This window comes from Psychrobacter sp. UBA6766, assembly GCF_002453355.1.
Classification (GTDB): Bacteria; Pseudomonadota; Gammaproteobacteria; order Pseudomonadales; family Moraxellaceae; genus Psychrobacter.
The window spans coordinates 133060-146134 of sequence record NZ_DKGQ01000004.1 but is presented as its reverse complement, the minus strand read 5'-3'; the positions used below and the strand labels follow the sequence as shown (position 1 = coordinate 146134).

At 43.2% G+C, this 13075-nt stretch carries 12 protein-coding genes; 7 read left to right on the top strand and 5 right to left on the bottom strand.

The features are described 5' to 3' along the window. Positions 1–69 precede the first annotated feature (69 nt). Together B4K26_RS00930 and B4K26_RS00925 are read right to left on the bottom strand one after the other, a co-directional pair. The gene (locus tag B4K26_RS00930) at positions 70–960 is read right to left on the bottom strand and encodes a fructose bisphosphate aldolase (RefSeq protein WP_296243010.1); all 891 of its coding nucleotides are present in this window, start codon (positions 958–960) and stop codon (positions 70–72) included. A 159-nt stretch (positions 961–1119) separates the two neighbouring features. Then, the gene (locus B4K26_RS00925) at positions 1120–1968 is read right to left on the bottom strand and encodes an EamA/RhaT family transporter (protein ID WP_296243009.1); all 849 of its coding nucleotides are present in this window, start codon (positions 1966–1968) and stop codon (positions 1120–1122) included. Positions 1969–2306: 338 nt separating this feature from the next. On the opposite strand from B4K26_RS00925, the gene B4K26_RS00920 reads away from it, so the two are divergent. From B4K26_RS00920 to B4K26_RS00910, 3 genes are all read left to right on the top strand, one after another. Beyond that, a complete protein-coding gene (locus B4K26_RS00920) occupies positions 2307–4244 on the top strand; it encodes an ABC transporter ATP-binding protein (protein ID WP_296243008.1) in 1938 nt (645 codons plus the stop codon). A gap of 65 nt (positions 4245–4309) precedes the next feature. Next, positions 4310–5200, top strand: coding sequence for an alpha/beta fold hydrolase (locus B4K26_RS00915; protein ID WP_296243007.1), 891 nt, complete (start codon positions 4310–4312; stop codon positions 5198–5200). 17 nt (positions 5201–5217) lie between these two features. Next, the gene (locus B4K26_RS00910) at positions 5218–5832 is read left to right on the top strand and encodes an alpha-ketoglutarate-dependent dioxygenase AlkB family protein (protein ID WP_296243006.1); all 615 of its coding nucleotides are present in this window, start codon (positions 5218–5220) and stop codon (positions 5830–5832) included. Between the two features lie 22 nt (positions 5833–5854). Here the strand turns inward: B4K26_RS00910 and B4K26_RS00905 are convergent, their stop codons facing one another. The 3 genes from B4K26_RS00905 to B4K26_RS00895 form a co-directional block, all read right to left on the bottom strand. Then, on the bottom strand, positions 5855–6853 hold the full coding sequence (locus B4K26_RS00905; protein WP_296243005.1) for an NADP-dependent oxidoreductase: 999 nt from the start codon (positions 6851–6853) through the stop codon (positions 5855–5857). A 75-nt stretch (positions 6854–6928) separates the two neighbouring features. Further along, positions 6929–7687: an endonuclease/exonuclease/phosphatase family protein gene (locus B4K26_RS00900; RefSeq protein ID WP_296243004.1), complete on the bottom strand. Its 759-nt coding sequence runs from the start codon at positions 7685–7687 to the stop codon at positions 6929–6931. Between the two features lie 200 nt (positions 7688–7887). Then, entirely contained in the window at positions 7888–8997 is a 1110-nt protein-coding gene (locus B4K26_RS00895; RefSeq protein ID WP_296243003.1) for a hypothetical protein, read from the bottom strand. Positions 8998–9340: 343 nt separating this feature from the next. Between B4K26_RS00895 and B4K26_RS00890 the strand changes: the two genes are divergently transcribed. The 4 genes from B4K26_RS00890 to B4K26_RS00875 all read left to right on the top strand — a co-directional run bounded on the left by B4K26_RS00890 (position 9341) and on the right by B4K26_RS00875 (position 13031). Beyond that, on the top strand, positions 9341–11503 hold the full coding sequence (locus B4K26_RS00890; protein WP_296243002.1) for a M3 family metallopeptidase: 2163 nt from the start codon (positions 9341–9343) through the stop codon (positions 11501–11503). After that, positions 11504–11761, top strand: coding sequence for a YheV family putative metal-binding protein (locus tag B4K26_RS00885; RefSeq protein WP_296243001.1), 258 nt, complete (start codon positions 11504–11506; stop codon positions 11759–11761). Between the two features lie 125 nt (positions 11762–11886). Next, positions 11887–12426: a hypothetical protein gene (locus B4K26_RS00880; RefSeq protein ID WP_296243000.1), complete on the top strand. Its 540-nt coding sequence runs from the start codon at positions 11887–11889 to the stop codon at positions 12424–12426. Positions 12427–12452: 26 nt separating this feature from the next. Then, complete coding sequence (locus tag B4K26_RS00875) at positions 12453–13031, top strand: hypothetical protein (RefSeq protein ID WP_296242999.1); 579 nt, start codon at positions 12453–12455, stop codon at positions 13029–13031. Positions 13032–13075: the final 44 nt, after the last annotated feature.

The following is a 13075-nucleotide window of genomic DNA, read 5'->3' as shown; positions in this document are numbered from 1 at the left end:
TTAATTTATAAAAAAGCGCTACTCATTAGTAGCGCTTTTTATTTCAAACTGTTTTATCTTTATAATAGATTAAACCCTTGAAGCCTCATAGATTTCTTTAATAGAAGTATTAATGGTATTAGCAAACTCTTCATCACTTTGTTGCTTGCTTAATCCTTCGGTAAAGGCGCGTGAAAAACTAGCAATCATTCCTGGGTTTTGTTTTAGCTTTTCGCAGGCATCATGACGACTGTAACCGCCAGATAGCGCCACTACTTTTAGCACTTTTGGATGGTCGATAAGCTCTTGATAAAATCCTGACTCTTCCGGTAAAGTCAGTTTTAGCATCACTTGATGATCATCGTCTAAATACTCAAGGTTGTGCAGAATACTGGTTTTAAGGATGATTTCGCAGTCATGTTTTTTGCTACTGTTTATATCCACTTCTGGCTCAACGATGGGCATAAAACCTTCGGAGAGAATCTGCTTAGCCACGTCAAACTGTTGCTGAACGACCAGCTCGATGCCATCAACATTTGGCTCATAAATGACTGAGCGCATTTTAGTGCCAAATATGGGATAGTTTTTTGCCTTGTCTAATAATAAGCTAAGATTTGGCATCGGACGCATAACTTGAACACCGCTCATTTGCTCAGCCAACCCTTTATCTACCTTTAAAAATGGGACGACACTTTTGTCTTCCCACAGGTAATTAGCCGTCGGTTTACCATTAACCTCACGCTCCATGGTATCTTCAAATAAAATTGCGCCAAGCACACGCTCATTATCAAAGCAGTCGCACGTCATGATGCGAGCGCGCATTTCATGTACCAGGTCAAACATCGCTTCATCATTATCATAAGCATCGCCGCTAACGCCATAGTTTTCTAACGCTTTTGGCGTGCTTCCACCACTTTGATCAAGAGCGGCGATGAATCCTGAACCATTTTTTATACGCTGTAGTTGTTTTTCGTATTCCATTGAATGGGTATCCTATCCTAATTAATAAGGGACAAACGTTATTATAATAAGTCAATCAGCCCTCCTAATATGGGCCTGATTATAAGTTACCTTATCATAGGACATAGCGCGTGCCTATTGCTGATAAGTTAAAATTTTACGCAATTAAAAGTGGTCAGATTAAAGCAAAAACAATACTACCACACAGCCAATCGCTAATAATAAACCGACGATATTGACCCGGTTAAGTCGCTCTTTAAACACGCCCACTCCTATCAAAGTTGCCACCGCAATCACGCCGACGTTCATACCCGTAAAGACGATACTTGGCGATTCAGACAATACTTGATGGGCACGCACATAAGCATAAATATTACCCATATTGAGTGCGCCAAGCAACAATCCTGCGCTAAGCGCTTTACCTTGCCAGCGTATGCGCGTAACGAGTAAATAAACGAGTAATAGCAATCCTGCCAGACCAAAGGTCACCAATAAAGTCAAAGGAAACGCTGCGCCTTGCTTGGCAACTTGTTTAAATAAAATATCAATCACGCCATAGCCTACCCAAACGCCAAATAGCCAAAGCGGGGTATGCTTTGCTTGGGTATCTATAAACCCACGTTGCGGTCGATAAATCAGTGCGCCGAGTGCTAAAAACCCTAACACGAGCCCAAATATACGCGTTCCCGTCAGTACTTCGCCGAATAATAAAAAAGCAGCCACGATAGGAATGATAAGTGATAAACGCTGGGTAGCATCGGTTGCCACCATTCCGACCGCAGCAATGGCGCGTCCAAGAATGACAAATACCGCTGGCAACAATACCCCAAGCGCAATGACAATGCCCCATGCATTGCCAAGTTCGCCGATGCTACTGACATTTGGGTTTAATAACACCCAAGTCAGCAAAAACGCCACCGGATAACCTGCCACAATAGTTTGGCGAATATCGATGTTTTTTTGGCGTAATATTTTTAAAAGTACGGAAACAGCGACGCTACAGAGCACCGCTATCGTTAAATACATCATTAACTTTATCCTTGTTAAGCCGCAACTTTGCGTGTTTATAAACCGTTATTATTTGTATGAGTAAAAAAATATTCATTCATCAACTAGGCTTTGAAGTATTAAAACGTTGTACACCAACAGTATCAATAATCTAAAAGAAATGAGGGAATGTAACAAGATATTTCAAATACAGCAATCTAATTATTGTTCGCTTCATTGTTCAGCTTACAATTAGCATGCAGCCATGAGAGCGAATTTTGTTAAAATAACAATCAATCCTAATAACAAAAGTAAAGATTCAAGATAGCGCTTTATGACGTTTATCTTGGCGTACTGCTATGAATGCTCTCTGACTGCCTATGAACGCTCTATTTCGCTTTTTTGAAACCCGCCTGCCCGCCTTTCCTGATACACCTATGCCCCTGCCCTCACCGCGCGATGGCATGATGAAGTTTATGTGGGCGTGTACTAAAGGACTTCGCGGCTGGCTATTGCTGTTTATGATTTTGTCTGCGGGCATCGGTATCTACGAGGCCATGCTGTTTGCTTGGATTGGCAACATCGTCGACTGGCTTGGCGTTTATACGCCGCAAAATCTATGGTCAGAAAAACGTGACATGCTGCTTTTGATACTGGCAGTGATGATTTTGAGTCCGTTCTGGATTGCCTTATCGTCATTTATACATTTTCAAACCTTGCAAGGCGTTTTTCCAATGCAAATGCGCTGGCGTTTTCATCAGCGAATGCTTGGGCAATCGATGCAATTTTATCAAGATGAATTTTCTGGTCGGGTTTCGGCCAAAGTGATGCAAACGGCATTAGCGGTACGCGATACCGTGATGACGGTCACCGATATGTTTATGTATGTCGCCGTCTACTTTATTACCTCTGGGGTAATTTTATTTAATTTAGACAGCTTATTGTTGATCCCCTTTATTACTTGGTTTGTTTTGGTTTGGCTGGCGATGTGGTACTTTATTCCCAAACTTAAGCAAACCGCGATTGTACAAGCCGATGCCCGCGCTTTGATGACGGGACGCATTACCGATGCTTATGCCAATATTATGACGGTTAAGCTGTTTAGCCACTCGCGCCGTGAGCTTGGTTATGCCAAAAATGCCATGGGACAGTTTTTAAATACCGTTCATGCGCAAATGCGCTGGGTCAGCTATCTTGAGGTATCCACCCACCTTATCAGTGTGATTTTGGTCAGTAGTACGGCTGGTATTGGGATTTATTTATGGCAGCAAGGTGCGGTTGGCGTTGGTGCGATTGCCGCCGCGACTGCGATGGCGCTGCGTTTAAATGGTCTGACGCGCTGGATTATGTGGCAAACCGCCAGTCTATTTGAAAGTATCGGTACGGTACAAGATGGGATGCGCACTTTATCTGCCCCGCAAACCATCGTCGACAAGCCGAACGCTTCCATACTTAAAGTCACTGATGGTCGTATTGTCTTCGACCATGTTGATTTTAGTTATGAGAGCGAAGACGATGACACAGGTTTAAATGCTCACTTAGAAGACAAGCGCCTTGATGACATTAAGGTCAATACCACTGTTTCAGCAGATGTAAATTCATACACCAAGCTGCTAGATGACTTCTATTTGGATATTAAACCTGGTGAAAAAATTGGTCTGGTTGGGCGGTCAGGCGCTGGTAAATCAACCTTAGTTAACCTTCTCTTACGCTTCTTTGATGTAGATAAAGGGAAAATCTACATTGATGGGCAAGCGATTGACGAAGTTACCCAAGAGTCGCTGCGTCAGCAAATCGGCATGGTCACCCAAGATACGTCATTATTGCACCGTACCGTCCGTGAAAATATCGCTTACGGTCGTCCTGACGCAACCGATGAAGAAATCATCACGGCGGCCAAACAAGCCCAAGCATGGGACTTTATTAAAGATTTATATGATGATAAAGGCAATACCGGACTTGATACTCAAGTTGGCGAGCGCGGTGTTAAGCTGTCTGGCGGTCAACGTCAGCGCATTGCCATTTCACGCGTCATGCTCAAAAATGCACCGATCTTACTATTAGATGAGGCGACCAGTGCCCTTGACTCTGAGATTGAATTTGCCATTACTGAGAGCCTAAATGACATCATGACGGGCAAAACCGTGATTGCGATTGCGCATAGATTATCGACCATTGCTGCGCTTGATAGATTGGTGGTGATGGATAAAGGCCGTATCATTGAGCAAGGCAGTCATGATGAACTATTGGCGTCAAATGGCGTTTATGCACGCTTGTGGCAGCGTCAAAGTGGTGGATTCTTAGGTGAAGACAGCTGATCGCAAGTTAATAATAAAATCTAGAAATAATGGTTAAAAAACCGCCACAAGGAAGTGTCATTTTTATGGAAACTTTTACCAAACGTATCGACATCGATGGCAAACAAGCGCGCTATTATGATTTACAACTGCTGAATTCATCGACAAAATCAAACAACCCTAAACGCCAGCCTGCTCACTTTTATGGCGGAAACAGCTTTACTGTTGGTACTTATGCACCATTGTTAAATGAGCTAGCCACTGAGTTTAATTTATCCGCGCTGGCTTTACGTGGCTATTGGTATGATAAACCGCAAGTGCAGCGCCTCACCCGCGAGCAAGATGCTGACATACTGATTGAGTTTTTGGAAAAAACCCAAGACGCGCCTATCGTTGGTATTGGACATTCGCAGGGCGCAACGGCCACCGCCATGGCGGCAGCGAAACGCCCCGACTTATTCTCCCAGCTGTATTTAATCGAGCCTGTGACCTTTACCAAAAAACAAGCCACCTTTTATAACTTATTACCACGTAAAATGCTGCTAAGCCGAGAACCCTTTAAGAGCACCTTAACTAAGCAATCGACGTGGGCAAGCGTTGATGATTATTATGAGCATTTGCGCGCGCAACGGGCTTATAAACGCATCAGTAATGAGAATCTGAAAGTTTTTGCTGAGCAAAGTTTGACGACCAACAATGATGGCAGCTTCGACTTGATGTTCGCCCCTGAGCAAGAGCTTGCCAATTATTTTGGTGCACCTCATATCGACGCCGCGCTAAAAAATCTGAGCTGTCCTTATACCCTCATCACTGGAAAACCGACCTTATTTATCAATGATAAAGTGCGCAGACAATGGCAAAAATTTGTTCCCGCTGACCGTATTATCGCTTTGCCAGACTACGGTCATCTCTTGCCAATGGAAGCGCCCAAATTGTGTGCGCAAATTATCAATGAGCATTATGAAAACAGTAAATAAGCTGAGCTATTTGAGCGATGACAGACCTTTTTGCACCCGAACCTACCGATAATTTATTGCCTTACGATGGTAAGGTAAATGACTTAGGAATCGTGATCGACTACCCAAGTGCCTTATATTATGCCTTGTTAACTCGACTACCTTGGCAGTCTGACATCGTGACCTTATTTGGTAAAACCCATGTCACTACTCGGCAGATTGTGTGGATGGGTAACGGTGATAGCAATTATCAATACTCTGGTCACACGCGGCAAGCGATAGCATGGACAGATGCGGTGTTTCATGTGAAACAACATGTCGAACAGCAATTATCAGATATTGGTATTCAGACCAATTTTAATTCTTGTTTGCTCAATTATTATCCGTCTGGCGATGAGGGTATGGGTTATCATGCCGATGACGAAAATGAGCTTGGCAATCAGCCAGTTATCGCTTCTTTGTCACTTGGTGCTACACGAAAATTTGTCTTGAAGCATAAAAAAACTCAAGATAAAGTCGAGCTTTATCTTGAGTCCGGTCAGCTCATCGTTATGCATGGCGATACGCAAAAGTTTTGGAAGCATACAGTCACTAAGACGAAAAAAGTTTTAGATGGTCGTATTAGCCTAACCTTTAGACAGATGAGCCATTAAGCGAACTCGCCTGCCAGCACCTTTACTGGCTTACATTTAACACAATCTTGCCAAAGGTATCGCCTTTTTCCAGCTCGCGGTGCGCGGCGACCACGTCAGACAAGAGATAGGTTTGCTGAATTTGCAATGTCAGCTTGCCATCAGCGATGTCTTGTAAGACTGTTGCCATATCCTGACCATTTGGCTGCACTGCATAGCCATCAACGCTTAAGTCTTTATCGCTTCCGGCATCTTTTAGTTTATCTACCCAAATCGTTGGAAGCACTTTGACGCGACCACCAGATTTCAACACACTTAATGCACGCACGCCCGCATCGTCACCGACTAAATCCATTAGCACATCGGCTTGCAAATCCGGAAAATGGTCGTCCTTGGTATAATCAATCCAGCCTGTCAGCTTATTTTTATCTATCAGGTCGTCAAGTTTGGCATATTTCTCTGGCGAGCAAATAACCGTTACTTTAATATTATCCGATGCCACTTTTTTTATCAAAAACTGGATCGCTAAATGACCAACGCCGCCCGCTGGCGCATTTATTACCACGTGTTCTCCATTTTTAACGTCGGCAAATTCTACAAACTGGAACGCCGTTTGTCCGATACAGGGCAATGCTCCTGCTTGCTCTAATGTCATAGACTCAGGTACTTTTGCCAGTAAATCAGCGTCAACCGCCACGTATTCAGCGTAGCAGCTGCCATCAAAACTGAGGGCAGCGACGTTATCGCCGACTGTAAATTTATCGCTATGAGTTTTAACCACACGCCCGGCGACATCAAACCCTAAAATAGCTGGCTCGTCCTTATCGAATTTGTTTTTTTGAATCGCATCAGCGCCCCAGCCTTTACCTTGACGGGTTTTATAATCGACGGGGTTGATACCTGCATAAGCGACTTTAATTAATACTTGATTACCTTTTAACTCAGGAATAGCGACCTTATCTTGATACTTCATTACTTCAGGTGCGCCAAACTCACGGATTAGTACGGCGTGCTGCGTCGTTGGTAGTTGTTTATCAGACATACTCTATTCTCCTTGTATTATTCGTATACCTTTTTTTGGTTGATTTACAGATTTTTTAATTATAGATAAATTATTTTATGGCAGTGTCAACTCTGCACTTAACGGCAGATGATCCGATAGCGTCGACCAAGGCTTACCCGTGTGCACCCATGCATCCTTTACTCTTAGGTTACGCACATAGATACGATCTAAGCTGAGCACGGGTAGCTTCGCGGGGAAGGTCGGAAGCAATTTACCATGACAATGCTTAAAGGCTTCGGTCATACCCAAGCTTGACGCGAGCCTGTCGCAAGACATTTTTTTCCAGTCATTAAAATCACCCGCCAAAATCAATGGCTGATCGGCCGCAATCTCATTACGCACATAATTAGAAATGGCTTCATATTGCTTAATGCGGTCGCGCTCAAAGAGATTTAAGTGAGCGCATAACACCACCACAGGCTTCTCCCACCCTAACGGTTGCACTTCACAGTGCAGGACACCGCGCTGCTCAAGCTTATTAACCGTAATATTGACGTTGTGTTTTGGGTCTAGAGGAAAACGACTGAGTACCGCATTGCCATGATGACCGTTTTCATACTCTGAGTTTTTGCCATAGCTATTTTGCAGTTGTAGATATTCACCAAACCATTCATGCTGCGATTGGTCAGGATATTCATTGTACTGCAAGTTACGCTTGAGATTTTGACCTTGAACTTCTTGCAAACACAGGATGTCTGAGCCAATAATTTCAAGCGCTTTGGCGATACCTTGAATCTTGACTTGGCGATTCATCGGCGACATGCCTTTATGAATATTGTAGCTGGTTAAAACAAAGGAGGTGGTATTAGTCATAAATTTATCAGTTATAAACTCAGTATTGTTATAGTAAGGGTGGAGAACGCTCTATTAGAATTTTATGACGAAACGAGTCATAGGATAAGTGTCAACTTAAATCATTATAAAAAAGAGCATTGATTCATCTCGAACCAATGCTCTTATATTATACCTATGTCGTAACGATGGCTAATTCGTTAATGAATATCAGCAATCGATTAATAGCGAGTCACTAGAGCAATTGGCTGATCTTCACCCATGAGTTCTTGCGGCATAAATACGACTTTGCCGCCATTATGAATGACATGTTCGATGATTTCGCCAACCGCATCGTCAGTCACGCCTTTTTCCGCCGTGTCCTCTGCCATGTTTAAGGTCTGCGCTTGCTCATCAATTTTGGCAGGTTGCATATAACCGCGACGCACGTATAAGGTTTCGCCGACACCTTGAAATGCGCTGCGATAGACTTCTTGTAAGTCAGTCTGTAGCATGTTGGCACCGCGCGCTCTATCAATTTCGCCCATAGCCGCTTGATGTAATGACGTGCGATAGCCTTCTACTGCTTCTTGAACGCTATCAATAATATGCTGGGCGGCGCCCTCTAAATTGGTGGCGTTTGAGACGGTGCCGATAATATTATCTGGACGGTCACAAACCTCTTGATAGTAACCGATATTCTTTGCATCGCCCACGACAACAAGTGACATTTTATTCTCGCCCCATAGCTCTTGCACGCTTTTATCGACTTGATTAAAAAACTCTTTTAGAGAGCTACTTTCATTATTGGCTGAGCGATCAGAACCCCCATCGCCTGTAAGATATAAACTGTTATTTTCGATAGGAAATGGGATGCCTTCCATATTATTTTGCGCATCATCATCTTTATCAAACTCTCTGATGACCCGATCATTAGACGCTTCAATCAAGCGTGCATTTTCACGTGTTAACACGACGGTATAATAATTTACCGCACTGGCCATATCACGAACCAAATCACGCGTCGCAAATCTATCTGAGATAATGACTCGCTCTTTGGTATCGACGGGCATACGAACAATTTGGACGTCATCGGTACTGGCAAATATTGCTAAAGTATCTAGGTTATAATTATGATTAAGATCGCTGGTTTTATTTTGAATGTTTTCTAAAATGGTGGTTGCGATACGCTTATCGTATTCGTTGGTCAGGCGTTCTTCAGCGACTTTTAATTGGTTTTTTAGCGCGATAGGATCTTTTTGATTATCAGGATGCTCACGGTGAGTTTTTACAAAAATACTGACAGCTGGATCGGCTTTGGTCTCACGTAAACTTTTAAGAGTGGCTTTCATAAATACTGCTCCTTATTTTATTATCATTGGTTTATACATTAAGATTAAGATGGTTTTTTAGTAGTTAATAGTTACTTATCTTGTATTTATTATATTAAGTCCTGCCATTCCTAAGATGCTAACAACTTGCCCGCGCTCCCTGTAGGGTTAATTTGCAAGTAAATGATGACGCTTTGTAAGTGAAGCTTAGTTAACCTTGCGTAGCATCAATAGTTAACGTTCATTTTCAAAATCAGATATTTTAGCTGGGTTGTATTTCAACTGCTTTATACCCATCTTTTAGATAACATCAATAACACTTTATCTAATCAATAATAATTCATATCAAATAGTGGATACCTTTATGACCTCAATTTCTCCAGAGTTACACCTTGTTGATTTTACCAGTGCAGCACCTAATACTTTGCAAGATCAAGTCATCAGCGCTATTGATACTGCCAATGCTTTTTTAGATGCCATGCCAACAGACAGCAACATCAGCGCTGAGCAGGCATTAACAGATGTGGTGCGTTTTGACCATATTAACTTGGCCTTAGATCGTAGTTGGGGAATTTTGTCACATCTTAATAGCGTGATGAGTAACGATGACACCCGTCACGTCCATCATGAACTGCTGCCCAAACTGTCCGCTTATGGCACACGTGTTGGTCAGCATCAGCAGTTATTTAGCCGTTATCAAGTTATCGTCAATGACAAAGAGTTTTTTGCTGCCCTAGAGCCAGCACGGGCGAGAGCGATTGAGCTTGCGTTACGTAGCTTTGAGCTCTCAGGCGTTGCGCTACCAAAAGCTGAACAAGAAACATTTGCTGCTATTCAAAGTAGGCTATCTACTTTATCAGCGACGTTTTCGGACCACATATTAGATGCCACCCAAGCGTATGCGCTACCGCTAGCGCAGGAACAATTGGCAGGTTTAACTGAAAGTGGTTTGGCACTATTGGCAGATGCAGGCGAACAATATAAAGCGCGTGAACTTGCTAGCGGTACGCTCACGCAAGCTGATATCGACGCATTACCGGACCCGTATTATGTGGCGAGCTTAAATATTCCGGTTTATCTTGCTGTTATGACCCATGCTGATGATCGTAACTTACGAGAGACGCTATACCGCGCTTATGTCACCCGCGCCTCTGAGTTTGATACTCATACCAGTGCGAAAGGCGAATCACTCAATAACGCCGATATCATGGGTCAAATTTTGCAATTACGTGAGCAAAAGGCCAAATTATTAGGCTTTAATAATTATGCGGAAGTCTCATTGTCGACCAAAATGGCGGATAGCGTCGCAGAAGTTGAAACCTTCTTACGCAATTTAGCGACGCAAGCAACGCCAACGGCCAAACAAGACTTAGCTCAGCTGCAAAAGTACGCGCAGGAGTATGGTATTGAGGAATTACAGCCATGGGACAGCGCTTATATCGCCGAAAAAGTCAAACAAAGCGAGTTTAGCTTGTCGCAAGAAGAGATAAGACCTTATTTCCCTTTACCAAAGGTTATTAGCGGATTATTTACGATTGTAGAGCGTTTATACGGTATCAAAGTACAAGAGCAAAGCGAATCTGTGTCGCGCTGGCATGACGACGTGCGTTTTTATCAGTTGTTTGACGCGGATGATAAATTACTCGGGGGTTTTTATTTCGACTTATTTGCTCGTAGCGGTAAACGCGGCGGTGCGTGGATGAGTGGATTCCAATCACGCTATACGTACACTGAACAAGGTCACGAGCAGCTGCCTGTGTGCTTTATGGTCGGTAACTTTACCCCCGCTCTCGATGGTAAACCAAGCTTGTTGACGCATGATGAAGTGTTAACTTTGTTCCATGAGTTTGGTCACGGTTTACACCATTTACTAACCCAAGTCACCGTTGGCGATGTTGCTGGCGTTAATGGCGTTGAGTGGGATGCGGTCGAGCTGCCCAGCCAGTTTATGGAAAATTGGGCGTGGGATGCCGAAGGGATTGCTTTAATAAGTAGCCATGTTGAAAGCGGTGAGCCATTACCAAAAGATAAACTTGCTGCTTTACTCGCGGTAAAGAATTTCCAAAGTGGCATGCAAACCCTACGTCAAATCGAGTTTGCTCTTTTTGATTTGTTGATTCATGCGCATTCGCCAGCGCTCGATTATGAGGGTATCTTGGCGACCCTCAATACCGTTCGAGACGACATTGCTATCATGCAGACACCTGACTATAACCGTTTCGCCAATGGCTTTAGTCATATCTTTGCAGGTGGCTATGCGGCCGGTTATTACTCGTATAAATGGGCAGAGTTGTTGTCTGCCGATGCTTTTAGTAAGTTTGAAGAAGACGGTATATTTAACCCAATCACAGGAAAAGCCTTCCGCGAGACTATTTTATCCGTGGGCGGTAGTTTTCCAGCCAAGACCAACTTTGAAAATTTCCGTGGTCGCAGCGCCAGTATTGATGCCCTGCTACGTCACAATGGTTTTGACAAGGCTAAAAATGACGCTGCCACTAATGCTAAAACGACGCGCGAGGTCATCTAGATGCGCTATCAATCATCAACCCCAAAGCGTCGATTTTTAGCAGGTGTTCGCTGTCCCAAATGTCAAGCGCTAGACGCAGTGATGCAAGTAAACATCGTCACACCCGAAGCTGATGAATATATCGAATGCACCCAGTGTGGACATACCGAACATCGCCCCGACCCTAATACTATCAGTGCTAAAAATCATTTAGAGGACCAACTGACCCGCGATGCCATGTCAACGGGTACTAGGGGAACGGTGAAGTTTAAACTCTAAATATAATGTTTAATCACCAACGTCAAGTTTTAATAACTACTAGCCTATCTAGCAATAGATAGGCTTTTTATTTTGAGTTTGCTATAGTATGGCTACTTTTCTCTTTAACATAAATCGACCATCGTATGAATAAGAAAAGAATGCGACCTTTAACGACTAATTCGCCGAAAAAGAGATCTACTAAATTGCGCCAAAAATGGTGGCCAATTGTCATTCTGGCCGCTTTCTTAATTGGCTACTTGATTTGGAAAAACAATTCATCACAAACTAATACCACGCCTATTGAAAGTACGCCATCGACTACTGAGCAAGACAATGGCACTGCTGCACAATCAAATACTACGCCATTAGACAATGATAACAATACATCGGATAATACCAATCCAACTTTACACACCGATGATTCTACAAACACAGACAGTCAGATACCTGATCCTGAAGTTATCTTAAATGCGCCTTTGCCAGAAACTGACAGCTTGGCGAAAGAAGAGATAGATCGTTTGGAAGATGAGCGTCGGCGCTTAGCAGAACAAGAAAAATTAGCCGCTGAGCAATTGACGATGAATAAACAGCTGACAGAGATGAAAGCTGAGCAAATTGCCTTACTTGAGCAGCAAATCGCCCAATTAGAAGCATCTGAAAGCGCAAAAAATAGCGTAAGATAATATTAATTTTTATAATGGGGTTGATAATGGCGTCTTTACAACTAACCCACGACCCTATTTTAAATAGCAGCGCGCAATTGCTGATATTGCCCGTAAATAACGTTGGTATTTTGTTAGACCCTATCCTTGCGCGAAGCAAAGACTTATATCCTGATAATTACCAACGCTACTATTGTGCTTGCCGAGATGGTAGCTTAATGGTTGGTAGCTGTCTACTGCACAAACGCTCACGTGAGCAAGCTGGACTTGGCGTCAGTAGCAATGGTAGCCAGCCGAGTTATATTGCTAACCTGATTATCTCAGACCATCCTTATCATCCAACAAGGTCACGCTGGTTAACAGCGGCTCTGATCGATCTACAGCAGCAGCTCGTCCCGCTTATTCGTTATCAGGGCGTTCGCAGGATTGCTCTATTAGCCCGTCCGCTTATTGCTCATTATTCGCAAAAAAACTCTGCTCAAAATCATATTGCTGACAACGCCCAAATAACAACGCCAACTGTTTTAGAGTGGCACACTGATATCTTGCCTCTTATCACCCAGCATTTGCAAGATTTACCAAAGCTGCGTACCGATATTCACCTTCCAAAAGACATTAGCATATAAATTAATTTCTCCTTTTCCTCACCTTTTTGAAGACATAAAAAAAC